The 17718-nt window shown below is 69.7% G+C and carries 17 protein-coding genes; 8 read left to right on the top strand and 9 right to left on the bottom strand.

The window, feature by feature from the left end; all coding sequences use genetic code 11:
* Positions 1–2: 2 nt before the first annotated feature.
* Positions 3–1751, top strand: coding sequence for a cytochrome c oxidase subunit I (gene ctaD / locus SB754_RS09235; RefSeq protein ID WP_410782028.1), 1749 nt, complete (start codon positions 3–5; stop codon positions 1749–1751).
* A 2-nt stretch (positions 1752–1753) separates the two neighbouring features.
* Positions 1754–2176, top strand: coding sequence for a cytochrome c oxidase subunit 4 (locus SB754_RS09230; protein ID WP_410782027.1), 423 nt, complete (start codon positions 1754–1756; stop codon positions 2174–2176).
* A gap of 622 nt (positions 2177–2798) precedes the next feature.
* Here the strand turns inward: SB754_RS09230 and SB754_RS09225 are convergent.
* The 5 genes from SB754_RS09225 to SB754_RS09205 all read right to left on the bottom strand — a co-directional run bounded on the left by SB754_RS09225 (position 2799) and on the right by SB754_RS09205 (position 8302).
* Entirely contained in the window at positions 2799–3848 is a 1050-nt protein-coding gene (locus SB754_RS09225) for a methyltransferase domain-containing protein (RefSeq protein ID WP_410782026.1), read from the bottom strand.
* Between the two features lie 202 nt (positions 3849–4050).
* Entirely contained in the window at positions 4051–5667 is a 1617-nt protein-coding gene (locus SB754_RS09220; RefSeq protein WP_410782025.1) for a cytochrome b, read from the bottom strand.
* Entirely contained in the window at positions 5664–6731 is a 1068-nt protein-coding gene (locus SB754_RS09215; protein WP_410782024.1) for a Rieske 2Fe-2S domain-containing protein, read from the bottom strand. The genes SB754_RS09220 and SB754_RS09215 overlap by 4 nt, the downstream gene beginning before the upstream one ends.
* Before the next feature lie 48 nt (positions 6732–6779).
* On the bottom strand, positions 6780–7634 hold the full coding sequence (locus SB754_RS09210) for a c-type cytochrome (protein ID WP_410782023.1): 855 nt from the start codon (positions 7632–7634) through the stop codon (positions 6780–6782).
* Positions 7635–7657: 23 nt separating this feature from the next.
* On the bottom strand, positions 7658–8302 hold the full coding sequence (locus SB754_RS09205) for a heme-copper oxidase subunit III (RefSeq protein ID WP_410782022.1): 645 nt from the start codon (positions 8300–8302) through the stop codon (positions 7658–7660).
* Positions 8303–8434: 132 nt separating this feature from the next.
* Here SB754_RS09205 and trpD point away from each other — a divergent pair, with 132 nt between their 5' ends.
* From trpD to dhaM, 4 genes are all read left to right on the top strand, one after another.
* Positions 8435–9484, top strand: coding sequence for an anthranilate phosphoribosyltransferase (gene trpD, locus SB754_RS09200; protein ID WP_410782021.1), 1050 nt, complete (start codon positions 8435–8437; stop codon positions 9482–9484).
* Positions 9485–9507: 23 nt separating this feature from the next.
* Entirely contained in the window at positions 9508–10506 is a 999-nt protein-coding gene (gene dhaK / locus SB754_RS09195; protein ID WP_410782020.1) for a dihydroxyacetone kinase subunit DhaK, read from the top strand.
* A 71-nt stretch (positions 10507–10577) separates the two neighbouring features.
* Positions 10578–11219: a dihydroxyacetone kinase subunit DhaL gene (dhaL, locus tag SB754_RS09190; RefSeq protein WP_410782019.1), complete on the top strand. Its 642-nt coding sequence runs from the start codon at positions 10578–10580 to the stop codon at positions 11217–11219.
* Positions 11216–11905 carry a dihydroxyacetone kinase phosphoryl donor subunit DhaM gene (gene dhaM, locus SB754_RS09185; protein WP_410782018.1) on the top strand — a complete coding sequence of 230 codons (690 nt, stop codon included), beginning with the start codon at positions 11216–11218 and terminating at the stop codon, positions 11903–11905. The genes dhaL and dhaM overlap by 4 nt, the downstream gene beginning before the upstream one ends.
* A 7-nt stretch (positions 11906–11912) precedes the next feature.
* Here dhaM and SB754_RS09180 read toward each other — a convergent pair whose 3' ends face one another.
* Positions 11913–12419, bottom strand: a complete 507-nt coding sequence (locus SB754_RS09180; protein ID WP_410782017.1) for a GNAT family N-acetyltransferase — start codon at positions 12417–12419, stop codon at positions 11913–11915.
* Positions 12420–12421: 2 nt separating this feature from the next.
* Entirely contained in the window at positions 12422–13720 is a 1299-nt protein-coding gene (locus SB754_RS09175) for an aminotransferase class I/II-fold pyridoxal phosphate-dependent enzyme (RefSeq protein WP_410782016.1), read from the bottom strand.
* A gap of 62 nt (positions 13721–13782) precedes the next feature.
* Here SB754_RS09175 and SB754_RS09170 point away from each other — a divergent pair, with 62 nt between their 5' ends.
* Complete coding sequence (locus SB754_RS09170; protein ID WP_410782015.1) at positions 13783–14427, top strand: DUF1345 domain-containing protein; 645 nt, start codon at positions 13783–13785, stop codon at positions 14425–14427.
* Positions 14428–14472: 45 nt separating this feature from the next.
* On the opposite strand, the gene SB754_RS09165 is transcribed toward SB754_RS09170, so the two are convergent.
* Positions 14473–14955 (bottom strand): dihydrofolate reductase, encoded by a 483-nt coding sequence (locus SB754_RS09165; protein ID WP_410782014.1) that lies wholly within the window; start codon positions 14953–14955, stop codon positions 14473–14475.
* Positions 14952–15758, bottom strand: coding sequence for a thymidylate synthase (locus SB754_RS09160; RefSeq protein WP_410782013.1), 807 nt, complete (start codon positions 15756–15758; stop codon positions 14952–14954). Before SB754_RS09160 ends, SB754_RS09165 begins: the two co-directional genes overlap by 4 nt.
* Positions 15759–15828: 70 nt before the next feature.
* Here SB754_RS09160 and SB754_RS09155 point away from each other — a divergent pair, with 70 nt between their 5' ends.
* Complete coding sequence (locus tag SB754_RS09155) at positions 15829–17715, top strand: purine-cytosine permease family protein (protein ID WP_410782012.1); 1887 nt, start codon at positions 15829–15831, stop codon at positions 17713–17715.
* The last annotated feature ends 3 nt before the right edge of the window (positions 17716–17718 follow it).

The raw sequence follows: 17718 nt of genomic DNA, 5'->3' as shown, positions 1-17718 counted from the left end.
TGATGACGACGACAGCACCGGCGCCGGGAGCCACCACCGCTCCCCGGCCTGCGCCCACGTTCCTCACCGCGAACGGTGTGGAGCGCAAGGGCAACATCCTCGTGAACTACATCACGTCGACGGACCACAAGACGATCGGGTACATGTACCTGATCTCGTCGTTCGTGTACTTCCTCATCGGCGGCGTGATGGCGCTGATCATCCGCGCCCAGCTGTTCGAGCCCGGCCTTCAGGTCGTGCAGACCAAGGAGCAGTACAACCAGCTGTTCACGATGCACGGCACGATCATGCTGCTGATGTTCGCGACGCCGCTCTTCGCCGGCTTCGCCAACGTGCTCATGCCGCTGCAGATCGGCGCGCCCGACGTCGCCTTCCCGCGACTGAACGCGCTGGCCTACTGGTTCTACTCGTTCGGCTCGCTGATCGCGGTCGCCGGCTTCCTCACCCCGCAGGGTGCGGCGTCGTTCGGCTGGTTCGCCTACGCGCCACTGTCGAGTACGACGTTCTCGCCAGGAATCGGCGGCAATCTCTGGGTGCTGGGCCTCGGCCTGTCCGGCTTCGGCACCATCCTCGGCGCGGTGAACTTCATCACCACCGTCATCACCATGCGTGCACCGGGCATGACCATGTTCCGCATGCCGATCTTCACCTGGAACATCCTGGTGACGTCGATCCTCGTGCTGATGGCCTTCCCGGTGCTGGCTGCCGCGCTGTTCGCCCTGGCGGCCGACCGCGTGTTCGACGCCCACATCTACGACGCGGCCAACGGCGGAGCCCTGCTCTGGCAGCATCTGTTCTGGTTCTTCGGCCATCCCGAGGTGTACATCATCGCGCTGCCGTTCTTCGGCATCGTGTCCGAGATCTTCCCGGTGTTCAGCCGCAAGCCGATCTTCGGGTACAAGACCCTGATCTACGCGACGATCTCGATCGCCGCCCTGTCGGTCACGGTGTGGGCTCACCACATGTACGTCACCGGCTCGGTGCTGCTGCCCTGGTTCTCGCTGATGACGATGCTCATCGCGGTCCCGACGGGCGTGAAGATCTTCAACTGGATCGGCACGATGTGGCGCGGTTCGCTCACGTTCGAGTCGCCGATGCTGTGGTCGATCGGCTTCCTGATCACCTTCACCTTCGGTGGTCTGACCGGTGTCATCCTCGCCTCGCCGCCGCTCGACTTCCACGTGTCCGACACGTACTTCGTGGTCGCGCACTTCCACTACGTGGTGTTCGGCACGGTCGTGTTCGCCATGTTCGCCGGATTCTACTTCTGGTGGCCGAAGTGGACGGGCAAGATGCTCAACGACCGGCTGGGCAAGTGGCACTTCTGGCTGCTGTTCATCGGCTTCCACACCACCTTCCTCATCCAGCACTGGCTGGGCGTGGTCGGCATGCCGCGACGCTATGCGACGTACCTGCCGTCCGACGGGTTCACCTGGATGAACCAGGTGTCGTCGATCGGCGCCGGCATCCTCGCGATCTCGATGATCCCGTTCTTCGTGAACGTGTACCTCACGGCGCGCAACGCTCCGAAGGTCATGGTCAACGACCCGTGGGGCTACGGCCGTTCGCTCGAGTGGGCGACCAGCTGCCCGCCGCCGCGGCACAACTTCACGTCGATCCCGCGGATCCGTTCCGAGTCGCCGGCGTTCGACCTGAACCACCCCGAGGCGGGCATCCCGATCGGTGTGGGTCCTGCGAAGGACGCCCCCGACGCCCCCGTTCACGATGTCGCGAATGACGAGGTGAGGTAACCATGCGCGCCAATGCGGTGATGTTCTGGATCCTTTCGATCTTCTTCCTCCTCTCTTCCATCGTCTACACGCTGTGGAACCTCCTCGACGCGATGCACAAGAACGTCGAGTGGGTGGGCACGATCGGCATGCTGCTCGCGGCCATCCTGTCCGCGTTCATCGCCTTCTACGTGGGTCGTTCGCACGCCGCGCAGGGTGCTGAGCTGCCCGAGGACCGCCTCGACGCCAACATCGACGACGGCGACCCCGAGCTCGGGCACTTCAGCCCGTGGAGCTGGTGGCCGTTCTCGCTGGCGCTCGGCGCCGCGCTGGTGATCCTCGGCCTCGCGGTCGGCATCTGGATCTGCTTCATCGGTGTCGCCTTCAGCCTCGTCTGCATCGTCGGCTGGGTCTACGAGTACTACCGCGGCTACTTCGCCCGCTGACCCACCTCCCCGCACCACGCCGAGGGCCGTCTCCCACCGGGAGGCGGCCCTCGCGGCGTCCCCGGCCGGTGCCCGCCCTGCGGCCGGTGCCCGCCCTGCGGCCGGTGCCCGCCGTTCGGCCGGTGCCCGCCGTTCGGCCGGTGCCCGCCGTTCGGCCGGTGCCCGCCGTTCGGCCGGTGCCCGCCCTGCGGCCGGTGCCCGCCCTGCGGCCGGTGCCCGCCCTGCGGCCGGTGCCCGCCCTTCGTGTGGTGCAGTCCGCGCTCCGTATCTGCCGGATATCACCTAATGGTCCCGACATGCCGTTACGGGGGCGGGCATAGCGGCGTGTCGGGACCAGTAGTTGGCGTTGCTGGCCCGATCTGTGGGTCGCAACACGCCGCTATCCGCTTCGCGTAGCGGCGCGTTGCGTCCCATGGATGCGGGCAAGGCGGTGCGCCTATTGCGGGCGCGGCACGCGCGGCGCAACCTACTGGTCCCGACATGCCGTTACGGGGGCGGGCATAGCGGCGTGTCGGGACCAGTAGTTGGCGTTGCTGGCCCGATCTGTGGGTCGCAACACGCCGCTATCCGCTTTGCGTAGCGGTGTGTTGCGTCCCATGGATGCGGGCGAGGCGGGCGTCGGTCAGCGGCGGGTGAGGCGCAGGACATCCACGGAGACGCGGGTACTGTCTGCAGCGAGGTCGCTGTCAGCCGAGGGCGACTCCGCGTCGGCGTCACGGGCGTCGGCGTGGTGCGCGGCGGCGTGGCGCGCTTCGGCGTGGCGCGCGTCGGCGTCACGGGCGTCGACGTGGTGGGCGTCGGCGTGACGGGCGGAGGGCCCCATGCCCACCAGAGCCGCTCGGAGGGCTCCGGGAACTGCCAGGTCGTAAGCGACCGGTTCGCGGCTGTGGAGGGCGTACAGGGGCTCTGAAGCGCGGATGACGTCCTCCGCCTTGTCGGACGGGATGTCCAACATGGTGCCGTCGACGCGCAGCGACGCGAGGTGGTCGGCGCGCGGTACGACGACGACGAGGGCGCCGCCCGGGCGGAGGACGCGGTGGAACTCGGGGAGGTTCCGGGGGGCGAACACGTCGAGCACGGCGTCCGCGATGGATGAGCGCACGGGCAGCGGGCGCCAGGTGTCGGCGACGACGCCGTCCACCCGGCCGGAGGACCGGACGGCGCGGGCGACGGCCTGCGGGGAGAGGTCCAGCGCCAGGCCGGCAGCCGACGGTACAGCCGCCAGCGCGGCGCGAAGGTAGTAGCCGGTGCCGGCACCAGCGTCCAGGATGCGCGTCCCCGGCCTGGAGCCGGTCGCCCTCGAAGCGACACCGGCGGCGCCGGGGGCGACACCGGAGGCGGCTGAGATCGGGTCGGCGCCTCCAATTGCCGCGGCCACGGTCGACGCGACCGCCTCGGCGCCTCCGATTGCCGCAGCCACGGTCGAGGCGACCGCCTCGGCGATGGGGGAGTAGGCGCCGCCTTCGAGCACCAGGTCCCGAGCGTCCAGCATCTCGGCCGTGTCGCCTACGAGCTTGGTGCCGCTGCCGAGCAGGGAGACGTAGCCGCGCTTGTTGACGTCGTGGCGGTGGCCGTTCTTGCAGCCCATGGTGAGGCGGTCCACCGGCTCGAGGTCGGCCCCGCAGACGGGGCAGCGCAGCCACGATGCGAGACGCGGCAGGTCGACGGACATGGCGGACCTTTCAGCTAGTGGATGGGCGTGTCACGAAGGAGCGGGCGGAGACAGCGGGCGGAGACAGCGGACGGGGACAGCGGACGGGGACAACCGACGGGCACGACCGACGGACTCAGCGGTCACAGAAAGCACGCGATCGGCGGATATGCGAAAGCGCCGGCGCGTTCGTTCGCGCCGGCGCTTACCGCGTGGTGGGTGCTCAGTGGTGATCGTGTCCCGACTCGAGCTCGCCGCGGGACGGCGGAACGAGGCGGTCCTCGAAGAACCAGCGGGACAGGCCAGCGCGCATCCGCTCGGTGGCCGTGATCTTGCCGCGCCGGTTCGGGCGCAGCATCAGCGGCTCGTAGCTCTCGAAGGAGACCAGACGCCAGCGCTCGTAGTCGCTCAGCTGCTCGTGCACCTCGATGAACTCGCCGCCGGGCAGCTTCACGATGCGGCCGCTCTCATAGCCGTGGAGGGCGATCGAGCGGTCCTTCTTCTGCAGCGCCAGGCAGACGCGCTTCGTCACCACGTAGGCGATGAGCGGGCCGATGAACAGCAGCGCCTGGAGGGTGTGGATGACGCCCTCCATCGTGAGCTTGAAGTGCGTCGCAATGATGTCGGAGCTCGCTGCCGCCCAGAAGACCGCGTAGAACGTGACGCCGGCCGCACCGACAGCGGTGCGGGTCGCCGCGTTGCGCGGACGGTCCAGGATGTGGTGCTCGCGCTTGTCGCCTGTGATCCACGCCTCGAGGAAGGGGTAGAACATGACCGTCACGATGAACAGTCCGAGGATCGCCACCGGGACGATGATGTTGAACGACCAGGTCCGGTCGAGCCAGACGAACTCCCAGCCCGGCGGGACAAGACGCAGCGCGCCGTCGGCGAAGCCGATGTACCAGTCCGGCTGGGTACCGGCCGACACCGGGGAGGGGTCGTACGGGCCGTAGAGCCAGATCGGGTTGATCGTGAAGAGCGACGCGAGCAGCGTGACGACACCGAAGACGATGAAGAAGAAGCCGCCGGCCTTCGCCGCGTACACCGGGAGGACCGGGTAGCCGACCACGTTGCCCTGGGTGCGCCCGGGGGCCGCGTACTGCGTGTGCTTGTGGATGACCACGAACATCAGGTGCAGTGCGATGAAGGCCACCACCAACGCGGGCAGCAGGAGAATGTGGAGCGTGTAGAGCCTGCCCACGATCGCGTTGCCCGGGAACTCGCCGCCGAAGAGCAGGAACGAGATCCAGGTGCCCACCACCGGGAGGCCCTTGACGAGGCCGTCGATGATGCGGAGGCCGTTGCCGGAGAGCAGGTCGTCCGGCAACGAGTACCCGGTGAAGCCCTCGGCCATGGCCAGGATGAACAGCACGAAGCCGATCACCCAGTTCAGCTCGCGCGGCTTGCGGAAGGCGCCAGTGAAGAAGATGCGCAGCATGTGGAGGCCGATCGCCGCCACGAACAGCAGCGCGGCCCAGTGGTGGATCTGGCGGACCAGGAGGCCGCCGCGGACCTCGAACGAGATGTTCAGCGCCGACTGCATGGCGGAGGACATCTCGATGCCCTTCAGCGGCACGTACGAGCCGTTGTAGACCACCTCGGCCATGGAGGCCTGGAAGAAGAACGTCAGGAAGGTGCCGGACAGCAGGATGACGATGAAGCTGTAGAGCGCGATCTCACCGAGGAGGAAGGACCAGTGGTCAGGGAAGATCTTGCGACCGAACTCCTTGACGGCGCCCGAGATGCTGGTGCGGTCTTCGAGGTAGTTCGCGGCTGCCGCCGTGAAGCCACCCTTCGTGGCCTGAGTCGTTGCCGCGGGTGCGGCGGTCGTGGTGCTCAATGGCGCTCCCAGAAACTCGGGCCGACGGGCTCGTGGAAGTCGCTGCGGGCGACCAGGTAGCCATCGGCGTCGACGGTGATCGGCAGCTGCGGCAGCGGCCGCTTCGCCGGTCCGAAGATGACCTGCGCCTCGTGCGTGATGTCGAACTGCGACTGGTGGCACGGGCAGAGCAGGTGGTGGGTCTGCTGCTCGTAGAGCGCCACAGGGCACCCGACGTGCGTGCAGATCTTGGAGTAGGCGACGATGCCGTCGTAGTTCCAGTTCTCACGGCCCTTGGAGACGTGCAGGTCTTCGGGCTTGAGGCGCATGAGCAGCACGGCCGCCTTGGCCTTCTGCTCCAACTTGTCCGAGGACTCGTTCAGGCCCTCGGGGATCACGTGGAAGGCGCTGCCGAGCGTCACGTCGGACGCCTTGATCGGGGTGCCGGTCGGGTCGCGGGTCAGGCGGACGCCCTTGGCCCACATGGTCTGCGAGAGCGCCTCCACCGGGTCTACGTTCGCCGGCGCGAGGCCGCGGAAGAGGACGACGGCGGGAAGCGGGAAGGCGATGAGCGCGCCGATCAGGCTGTTGCGCACCAGGGTGCGGCGGTTGAAGCCGGACTCCTCGTCGGCCTGGCGGAAGATCTCCGCCGCCCGCTCGGTGGTCGACTCACTGCCCCGGACGGGGTGGCGAAGGTCGACACCCTCCTTCTCGTGCATGAGGGCTTTGCCCCAGTGCACCGCGCCGATGCCGAGGGCGAGGAGGGCGAGCGCGCCGCCGATGCCGATGAACAGGTTGTTCAGACGCACGGAGCCGGGGTCGCCGTCGACGATCGGGAAGGCGAGGTACGCGGCGACCGCCCAGACGGAACCCGCGATCGACAGGTAGAAGAGCGTGTAGACGGTGCGCTCGGCGCGCCGCTCCTTACGCGGGTCGAGGTCGGTGACGCGCGGTCGGTGCGGCGGGAACCCGGGGTTCTCGACCGCGTCGCGGATGATCACCGCGGTACCGGGGTCTCCGGTCCGGTGCTCCTCAGACGAACGCGCGGGCGTCAGCTCGTGACCGCCGTTGTCGTCCTGTGCCATTGCTCTCCTTCTTACGCTGTGTCGTGCCTGTGTGCCGGCTCGTCGGACCTAGTTGGACTTCGCCGTGATCCACACGGTGAGGGCGACGATGGCGCCCAGACCGAAGATCCAGAGGAAGAGTCCCTCGGCGACCGGGCCGAGGTTCCCCAGCTCGAAGCCGCCCGGGGACGGGTTCTTCTGGATGTACTTCAGGTACGTGATGATGTCGGCCTTGCCCTGCGGCGTGATGTTGAGGTCGTTGAACACGGGCATGTTCTGCGGACCGGTCACCATGGCTTCGTAGATGTGCTGGGCGCTCACGCCGGTGAGCGGCGGTGCGTACTTGCCCTCGGTGAGCGCGCCGCCGGCGCCTGCGACGTTGTGGCACATCGCGCAGTTGATGCGGAAGAGCTCGGCGCCGTGGGCGGCGTCGCCCTTGCCGTCGAGGTACTTCTGCTCGGGGATGGACGGGCCGGGAGCCAGCGAGGCGACGTAGTCGGCGAGTGCCTTGACCTGGTCGTCGGTGAACTGGACCGGCTTCTCCTGGGCCTGCGGGCCCTGCATCTCCATGGGCATGCGTCCGGTGCCGACCTGGAAGTCGACCGCCGCCGCGCCGACGCCGATGAGGCTCGGCGCGACCGAGGTGCCCTGCGCGTCGAGGCCGTGGCAGGTGGCGCAGTTCGACTGGAAGAGCTTCTTGCCCTGGTCGACCGAGCTCTGGCTCGCGGCGGCGACGGGCTCGTCGGCGGACGCCGTCGTGGTGGTGAACGCGGCGTAGGCGCCGCCGGTCAGCCCGAGGCCGATCGCGAGGAGCGCGACGGTGGCCAGGGGATGACGACGGCCGGCCTTGCGGGAGGCCTTCGCCTTCCGGGCCGGCTTGGCGGTGCTGCGGGACTGTGCTGTGCCGCGGAGAGGGGGACGCATGGGGTGAAGTACGCTCCTGTTTCCTATCGGATGATGTAGATGACCGCGAACAGCCCGATCCACACGACGTCGACGAAGTGCCAGTAGTAGGAGACCACGATGGCGCTGGTCGCCTCCTTGTGGCCGAAGATCTTGACCGCGAAAGCGCGGCCGATGACGAGCAGGAAGGCGATGAGGCCGCCCGTCACGTGGAGGGCGTGGAAGCCCGTGGTCAGGTAGAACGCCGAACCGTAGGCGTTGGCGCTGAGCGAGATGCCCTCGGAGACCAGGGTCGCGTACTCGAGGACCTGGCCCGACACGAAGACCGCGCCCATCAGATAGGTGAGCGTGAACCACTCCACCATTCCCCAGCGCCAGAACTGGACCACGGAGCCCGACCGGCGCGGCTGCATGCGCTCGGCGGCGAACACGCCGAACTGGCAGGTGACCGAGCTGAGCACGAGGACCAGCGTGTTGGTCGCCGCGTACGGGATGTTGAGGTGCTGCGTCTCAGCGGCCCACAGATCGGGGGACGTGGACTTGAGGGTGAAGTAGATCGCGAACAGGCCCGCGAAGAACATCACCTCCGAGCCCAGCCAGACGATCGTGCCGACGGCCACGACATTGGGCCGGTTGATCGCCGGCGCACTCGCTGAGGGAGAAAGGGAGGTGCTCGTCACGTAACCCATTATGGCTGAAAAGAACCCATGGTTTTCCCACTCAGGGGGCTTGAATCGACCGGATTTCCGGTTAGGGCAGCCTCATTCGTGCCCAACCGGCCGGTATCGCCGTGGCGTGTCGCCCGCCGATAGGATCGCAGCATGGTCCACACGCAGTCCTGGTCGTCCGTGCTGACGTCTCTCCTGGCAGGGGAGCACCTGAGCGTGGCGGACGCGGCCTGGGCCATGGATCAGGTGATGATCGGCGAGGCGACCGACGCCCAGCTGGCCGCCTTCCTCATCGCATTGCGCGCGAAGGGCGAGACCGTCGACGAGATCGTCGGCTTCCGCGACGCCATCCTCGACCACGCCGTCCCGCTCCCCGTCGACCCGATGGCGCTCGACATCGTCGGCACGGGCGGCGACCGTTTCGGCACCGTGAACGTGTCGACCACGGCCTCCATCGTCGCCGCGGCCGCCGGTGTGCCGGTCATCAAGCACGGCAACCGCGCTGCCAGTTCCTCGTCGGGCTCGTCGGATGTGCTGGCGGCCCTCGGGATCGACCTGACGCTGTCGGCGGAGCGCGTCGCCGAGGTGCTCGACCGCGCCGGCATCACCTTCGCGTTCGCGAGCGCGTTCCATCCGGGCTTCGCGAACGCCGGACCGGTGCGCGCCCAGCTGGGCGTGCCGACCGTCTTCAACTACCTGGGCCCGCTGTGCAACCCGGCGCGGCCGGAGGCGTCGGCCGTCGGCGTCGCGACCCTGGACCGCATCCCGCTCATCGTCGGCGTGTTCCAGACCCGCGGCGCGACCGCGCTGGTCTTCCGGGGCGACGACGGGCTCGACGAGCTGTCGACGACCGGTCACAGCCACGTCTGGGAGGTCTCGAGGGGCCTCGTCACCGAGCACGACATCGACCCGCGCGATCTGGGAATCCCACGCGCGAGGATCGACGATCTGCTCGGGAAGGACGCCGCGTACAACGCGGCGGTCGTACGTGCCGTGCTGGCGGGCGAAGAGGGCCCCGTGCGCGACATCGTCCTGCTCAACGCGGCAGCCGGGCTCGTGTCCTACGAGCTCGCGTCCGACCCGTCGAGGGTCCAGGTATCCATCCTGGATCGGTTCCGTTCGCAAATGGCGGTCGCGGCTCAGGCGATCGACTCCGGGGCCGCGGCCTCGAAGCTCGACGAATGGGTTGCGGCGACGCACTGACAGCAGTGGAAGGAAGGGTTTCGATGAAGAAGCTCATCAACGACGTACCCGACGTCGTCGCCGAGTCCCTCGCGGGGTTCGGCAGGGCTCACGCGGACATCGTGAGGGTGTCCCAGGAACCGCGTTTCGTCTCACGGGCCGACGGCCCCGTACAGGGCAAGGTCGGTCTGGTCAGCGGCGGAGGCAGCGGTCACGAGCCCCTCCACGCCGGCTTCGTCGGCACGGGGATGCTGGACGCGGCGGTACCGGGCGAGGTCTTCACCTCGCCGACCCCGATGCCGATCGTCGAGGCGACGAAGGCCGCCGACGGCGGAGCGGGCGTGCTCCACATCGTGAAGAACTACACGGGCGACGTCCTGAACTTCGAGACCGCCGCCGATCTGGTCGCCGCCGAGGGCATCACTGTGCGCTCGATCGTGACGAACGACGACGTCGCCGTGCAGGACTCCCTCTACACGGCGGGCCGCCGTGGCGTCGCCGGCACGGTCCTCGTCGAGAAGATCGCGGGGGCCTCGGCCGACCGCGGAGACGACCTCGACACGGTGACCGCCGTCGCCGAGCGGGTGAACGCGAACGTCCGGTCGATCGGCCTGGCGCTCACGGACGGCACCGTGCCGCACGCCGGCGAGCCGGGCTTCGTGCTCCCGGAGGACGAGATCGAGTTCGGCGTGGGCATCCACGGCGAGCCGGGCCGCGAGCGCATCAAGCTGGAGCCGGCCGACCGGCTGGTGGACCGGATGATGGATGCGATCCTCAGCGACCTCTCGTTCGACGGCTCCCCGGTGCTGCTGTTCGTCAACGGGATGGGCGGGACCCCGCTGTCCGAGCTCTACATCCTGTTCCGGCGTGCGGCCGAGGTCCTCGACGAGCGCGGGATCACGCTGAGCCGGTCGCTGGTGGGCAACTTCGTCACCTCGCTGGAGATGCAGGGCGCGTCGATCTCGCTGCTGAAGCTGGACGACGAGCTCACGCAGCTCTGGGACGCGCCGGTCCACACCGCCGCGCTCCGCTGGGGACTGTAGCCGTAACCGGCGACCGCGAACCGACAGTGACGAATCGACAGTGACGAACCGATGATGACAGGGAGGCGTCGATGACGCTGGACACCAACTGGGTCAGAGCATGGATCTCCGCGGCCGCGGACTCCATCGGCGGGCGCAAGCAGGAGCTGAACACGCTCGATCGCGAGATCGGCGACGGGGACCACGGCGAGAACATGGACCGCGGTCTGCGCGCGTCCGTGGCCGCCCTCGAGAAGCTCCCGGACGACGCGACGCCGAACGCCGCCTTCCGGTCGGTCGCCATGACCCTGATCTCGACGGTCGGAGGTGCGTCGGGCCCGCTGTACGGCACGGCGTTCCTCAAGGCGGCCGAGCCGCTGGGCGACGCGGACGCGATCGACGAGAGCGCTCTGGTGGCCTCCCTGGCTGCGGCGCGCGACGGGATCGTGTCGCGCGGCAAGGCGGAGCCCGGCGACAAGACGATGATCGACGCCTGGACGCCTGCGGTGGATGCGGCGCGTGCGGCACAGGAGTCCGGGGCTTCGGCTCCGGGCATCCTGGCCGCTGCGGCGGAGGCCGCCGAGAAGGGCGCCCAGGCGACAGAGCCGCTGGTCGCCCGAAAGGGACGGGCGAGCTACCTCGGCGAGCGGTCCGCGGGTCATCGGGATCCCGGCGCACAGTCGACGGCGCTGCTGCTGCGTGCGGCGGCGGAGACCGCGGAGAGCGCGGGATGACCGGAAAGGTCGGCATCGTCTTCGTCTCGCACAGCGAGCAGATCGCGGCGGGGATGGTCCAGCTCGCCGGGCAGATGGCGGGCTCAGTCCGTCTGGTCGCCGCCGGAGGGACCGACGACGGCGGGATCGGGACGAGCTTCACCAAGGTGATGGCCGGCGTCTCGGAGGCCGACAGCGGTGACGGGGTCGTGGTCGTCAGCGACCTGGGCTCCGCGCTGCTGACCGCCGAGACGGTCCTCGACATGCTCGACGAGGGGCAGAGGGCGCAGGTCCGCGTCGTGGATGTGCCGTTCGTGGAGGGCGGTGTGGCGGCCGCCGTCGCCGCCGAGTCCGGCGGTGACCTCGATGCGGTCGTCGCTGCGGCGCGGGGTGCGGTCGACGCGTGGGGCGGGGCTGCGTCGGCCGCAACAGCGGAGCCCGCCGCCTCCGGCCCCTACGAGCGCGAAGTCCTCGTCCGCAACCCGGAGGGGCTGCACGCCCGGCCTGCGGCCGAGTTCGTCAAGCTGGCCAACACCTTCCCCGCGAAGGTGACCGTCAACGGCAAGGACGCGAAGAGCCTCCTCGGCATCATGTCCCTCGGGCTCACGGCAGGGTCGACCGCGCGGATCGCGACCGACGATCCGGAGGGCCGCCCGGCTGTGGACGCCCTCGCCGACCTGGTCGACACCGGCTTCGGCGAGGTCTGACCGGACGTCACGGGACGAGCGGGAGAGCCATCTCCCGCTCGTCCGCCGTACGGTCGAGCGGGTACGGCTGCGTGCGCCCGGTGAAGACGAACCCGCGGCTCAGGTACGAGCGGATGGCCGCCTGGTTGTCCTCGTGCACCTCGAGGAGCAGGCGCGGACCTCTCCCGCGCGCCCAGTCGATGACCGCGTCGAGCAGGGCGCCCGTCATCCCGAGGTGCCGGCCGCGCCAGGCGGGGCTGACGTAGACGCCCACGAGGTACGGGTCGGACGTGGGCGTGGACTGGTAGCCGCCCATGCTGCCCAGCCACCGGCCGTCGTCGGCGACCGCGGCGAACAGCCGGGAGGTCGCCGACGTGTTGGCTGCGCGACGCTTCCAGTGCTCGTCGGGGTGACGGTGTGCCTGCTCCAGCGTCTCGAGGAACGCGATCGGCGCATCCTCGAGCATCTCGAACCGCAGCGCGCGGTACGCCTGCCAGTCGTCCTCGGTGCTCGGCCGGACGACCCAGCTCGTCACTCTTACTCCTGGCCGTCGAGCAGGGTCTCCGCCGCGGCGAGGAGGATCGCCGTGCAGAGCCCGTCGAGCGCGGTCGTCAGCTCGCCGAGCGGCGGGAACGTCGGAGCGATGCGGATGTTCGCGTCCCGCGGGTCGTCGCCGTAGGGGAAGGTGGACCCCGCCGGCGTCACCGCGATGCCGGCCTCCTTCGCCAGCTGGATCGCCCGCCTCGCGGAGCCGTCGACGACGTCGAGGCTCACGAAGTAGCCGCCCTTCGGCGCGTTCCACGCGCCGGCGGCCCAGGGGAGCAGTCGCTCGCCGAAGACCGCGTCGACGGCGGCGAACTTCGGTTCGAGGATCGCGCGATGCTTCTCCATGTGTGCAACCAGGCCGTCGGCGTCCTTCAGGAGCTGCACGTGGCGCAGCTGGTTGATCTTGTCCGGGCCGATGCTCTGCGCGGCCGAGTTGTGCTGGAACCAGGCGACGTTGGCCTCCGACGCCCCGAAGAACGCGACGCCGGCTCCTGGGTACGTGACCTTGGAGGTGGAGGCGAAGATCAGCGGGCGGTCCGGGTTGCCGGCCTCGGCGGCCAGCGCCAGCACGTCGATCGGCTCGGGCCTGTCGTCGCTGAGGTGGTGCACGACGTAGGCGTTGTCCCAGAACAGGCGGAAGTCGGGCGCCGCGGGCAGCGAGACGAGGGCGCGGACGACCTCCTCGCTGTAGACGGCGCCGGTCGGGTTCGAGTACACGGGCACGCACCACATGCCCTTGATGCTGTCGTCCGCTGCCAGCAGAGAGGCGACCGCCTCGATGTCGGGTCCGTTCTCGTTCATCGGGACCGGGATCATCCGGATGCCGAAGCGCTCGAGGATGGTGAAGTGCCGGTCGTAGCCCGGAACGGGCGCCAGGAAGCTGATCGACTGGTTCGCCCAGGGCAGCTCGCCGCCCGGGACGCCGTGCAGCAGCGCCTGCGCGATGGTGTCGTGCATGACAGTGAGGCTGGAGTTGCCGAGCGCGAGCAGCTGGGCGACCGGCACCCGCAGCGCGTCCGAGAAGATCGCGCGGAGCCCCGGCAGACCGTTGGGGCCGCCGTAGTTGCGGAGGTCGGTGCCCGCGGCATCCCGGAAGGCGCCGTCCGGCAGGTGGAGCAGGTCGTTCGAGAGGTCGAGCTGCTCGGCTGACGGCTTTCCGCGCGTGATGTCGAGCGAGAGGCCTGCGGCCTTCAGCTCGTCGTAGGCGCGCGCGAAGGAGGCGTGCGCCTCACGGAGCGACGCGGCGTCGAGGTCGGCCAGGGGGGACGGCGAGAGCGGTGCGGAGGTCACGTCATCGATCGTACCGGCGGTGCGCACCGGTCCGCTCAGCCGGGTGTGCGAGCATCCGGAGTGTGACGGACGAACTGAACCGCGGCCGGGGCCGGACCGGCGCCAGGATGACCACGGCGATCGCCGCCGGCGTGGTGGTCGGCATCGCCGCCGGCCTGCTGAACGCCTGGCACTACGCGATCATCGCCGGATGGGCCGCCGCCTGCCTGGTGTACATCACCTGGGTCTGGCTGGCGGTGTGGAGGCTGGACAGCCAGGCCACGAAGGATCACGCGACGCTGGAGGACCCGGGTCGCCGGACCGCGGACTTCGTCCTGCTCCTCGCCGCCGCAGCCAGCATCTTCGCCGTGGTCTACATCCTGGTGGACGCCAAGCACCTCAGCGGCGGCAAGCAGCTCGGCGTCGCACTGCTCTCGGTGCTGAGCGTCGCGCTCTCCTGGACGCTGGTGCACACGCTGTACGCCCTCCGCTACGCCCGGATGTACTACCGGACGGGCGGCGGGATCGACTTCAACCAGAAGGAGTCGCCGCGCTACAGCGACTTCGCCTACCTGTCGTTCACGCTCGGGATGACGTTCCAGGTCTCCGACACGAACATCCGGAGCTCGTACATCCGGCGGGCGATCCTGCGGCACACCCTGCTGTCGTACGTGTTCGGGACGGTCATCGTCGCGGCGACGGTGAACCTGGTCGCCGGACTGGGCTGAGGCGCCGGGGGCCGATCGTCGCCCGCGCGTCAGTGCGCCCGCGCGTCAGCGCGTGTACGTGACGAAGCGGTAGCGCATCCCGTTCGATCCGGTCAGCCAGTCGCCGGTCTCGACGGTCCAGCCGTCGCCCGGCTGCGGAGCCCGGGTGTCCCCGTCGACGTCGAGGTCGATCTCGGTCACCTCGAGCCGGTCGGCACGGGGGAGGGTCTGCCGGTAGAGCTCGGCCCCTCCGGTCACCCAGACGGTCGGGGCGTCACCGGTGGCGGACAGCGCCTCCTCGAGGGAGTGGACGACCTCGGCGCCGGGCGCCTCCCATCCGGTCTGCCGGGTCACGACGACGTTCCGGCGGCCGGGGAGGGGGCGGTAGCGCTCGGGGAGGGACTCCCAGGTGCGGCGGCCCATGATGACCGGATCCGAGCCGGTCAGCGTTCTGAAGTGCTTCAGGTCTTCGGTGAGGTGCCACGGCATGACCCCGCCTGCGCCGATGACGCCGTCGTGCGCCTCGGCCCAGATCAGCGCAAGCGTCATACGGCGACCGCCGCGCGGATGGCGGGGTGGTGCTGGTAGTCCTCGACGACGAAGTCCTCGAAGCGGTAGTCGAAGATGCTGTCCGGCTTCCGGGCGAACCGCAGGCGGGGCGCGGGGAACGGGTCGCGGGTCAGCTGCTCCGTCACCTGCTCGACGTGGTTGTCGTAGATGTGTACGTCGCCGCCGGTCCAGACGAACTCTCCCGGTTCGAGGCCGACCTGCTGCGCGACCATCATCGTCAGCAGCGCATAGCTCGCGATGTTGAAGGGGACGCCGAGGAACATGTCCGCGCTGCGCTGGTAGAGCTGGCAGGAGAGGCGGCCGTCGGCGACGTAGAACTGGAAGAACGCGTGGCACGGTGCGAGGGCCATGTCGGGGATGTCCGCGACATTCCACGCCGAGACGATGATGCGTCGCGAGTCGGGATCGGTCCTCAGGGTGTCGATGACCTGCTGGATCTGGTCGATGTGGCGGCCGTCGGGCGTCGGCCACGAACGCCACTGCACGCCGTAGACCGGGCCGAGCTCGCCCTCCTCATCGGCCCACTCGTCCCAGATGGTGACCCCGTTCTCACGCAGCCAGCCCACGTTGCTCTCGCCGCGCAGGAACCAGAGCAGTTCGTACGCGATCGATTTGAAGTGCACCCTCTTGGTGGTGATGAGCGGGAATCCCTCGGAGAGGTCGAAGCGCAGCTGGCGGCCGAAGACGCTGCGCGTCCCCGTCCCGGTGCGGTCCGATTTGTGGGCGCCCGTGGAAAGCACGTCGCGCAGGAGGTCCTCGTACGGGGTCGCTGTCGGGGTCACGCTCCGATGGTACTTCGATTGCGTGGTCCGCCTCTCTTGCCGCGGGTGCGGCGCGTCGTAGTGTGGCGTCATGGAGCGGCACGGGCGCGGCGAGCGGCACAGCGACGAGGAGCTCGCCAGCGCTCTGGAGGCCGAAGTGGCGCGGATCACGACCGCCATCCCGATCGTCGGGACACCGCAGGCCCAGGCGCAGGTTGCGGACAGTCACGCGGACACCGAGCCGGAGCCTGCGCCCGAACCCGTCGCCCCTCCCACGTTTCAGACCGTCGCCCGGGCGGAGCCGCTGGATCTCGTCCCCGCCGACCTCGCCCCGCGCGATTCCGAGCCCGTCCCCCTTCTTCCGGTGGCCCCGCCTCACTCGGCCGTCGCACCGCCGGATGGGGAGGCGGAGGTCGCGCCCACGGATCCCGCCCCGCCCGCGCCGCCCGCCTCGCCGTCCCCGCCCACAGGGGAACGGCCCGCCTCCGCCGATGACGCGGCCTCCGCCGATGACGCGGCCACCGCGACGAGCGGCCGCCACGCAGGCAGCTCCCTCCTCGCCCCCGAGCTGACCGACCTCGAGCCCACACCGGTGGACCGCCGGGTGGGCGGCGCCTCCCGGATGTTCTGGCTGTGGTTCGCCGGCACCTCCTCCCTGATCAGCATCGGCGTCGGCGCCACGCTCTTCGTCCTCGGTCTGAACCTGCGGCAGCTGCTCGTCGCGACCCTGGTCGGTGTGGCGCTGTCCTTCCTGCCGCTGGGGGTCGGCACGCTGGCGGGCAAGTGGAGCGGGCAGCCGACCCTGGTGGTCTCGCGCGCGTCCTTCGGGATCCGCGGCAACATCGTCCCCACGGTCCTCGCGCTCGTGGTGAAGCTGTTCTGGGGGTCCGTGCTGCTCTGGCTGGCGGGCTCGGCGGCCGGTGCGCTGATGACCCCGGAGCGGTGGCCGGGCAACAGTGCCGGCGCGACGACGATCGCGCTCGCCGTGACCATCCTGGTCGCCGTCGGCGTCGCCTACGTCGGCTACCGGCTGGTGGCCCGCGTGCAACTCGTCCTGACCATCGCCTCCGCCGTGCTGATCGTCCTCATGGTGACCGCGACCTGGCGGCATGTGGACATGACGCGGGCGCTGGCCGTGCCGGATGCGCTGTGGACGCACGTCGTCACCGGAGCGGTCCTCGTGTTCAGCTACGTCGGCCTCGCCTGGGCGATGAGCAGCGCGGAGGTCGCCCGGTACCAGCGTCCGCTGTCGTCCGGGGGTGCCGCGATGCTGTGGGCGACCTTCGGCGCCGGTGTTCCGCCCTTCGTCCTGGTGTCGTACGGCGGCCTGCTCGCCGCATCGCAGCCGGCGCTGGCCGGGGAGCTCGCACGCGACCCGGTGAGCGCGCTGACCTCCCTCGGGCTGCCGGACTGGTTCCCTGTGCCGCTCCTCCTCGCGGTGATGCTGTCGCTCATCTCCGCCCTGGTGCTCACCCTCTATTCGACCGGTTTCACACTGGATGCGGCCGGCGCGCGATTCGGCCGACGCGGGAACACGCTGATCGCCGGTGTGGCCATCGCCGTCGTGGGCGGGGTGCTCGCCGCCACGGTGACCGATCTCTCGGCCGTCGTCCGCGGGGTCCCGACCGCGATCTCGGTCCCCGTCGCCGCCTGGGTCGGCGTCTTCGCCGGGGAGATGATGCTCCGCACCCGACGGTTCCACCAGCAGTCGCTGCTCACGCGCGGCGGCGCGTACCCGGACTGGCGCTGGACGAACCTGGCACTGCTGCTGGCCGGGACGGTCGTCGGGCTCGGGATGGTGAGCTCGCCCCTCCGCTGGCTCGCCTGGGAGGGGTACCTGTTCCGGCTGATCGGCGTCGATCCGCAGGCGGGCATCGCGACGAGCAACATCGGAGTGCTGGTCGCGCTCGCGATCGGCCTGCTCGGGGCGCTGGTCTCGGCGTCGCCCGCCATCCGCCGTCAGGAGCAGATCCCGTAGGCT

Source organism: Leifsonia sp. SIMBA_070 (assembly GCF_046534635.1).
Classification (GTDB): Bacteria; Actinomycetota; Actinomycetes; order Actinomycetales; family Microbacteriaceae; genus Leifsonia.
Note: the sequence above shows the minus strand (reverse complement) of the source record. Positions and strands in the feature narration are given on the sequence as shown.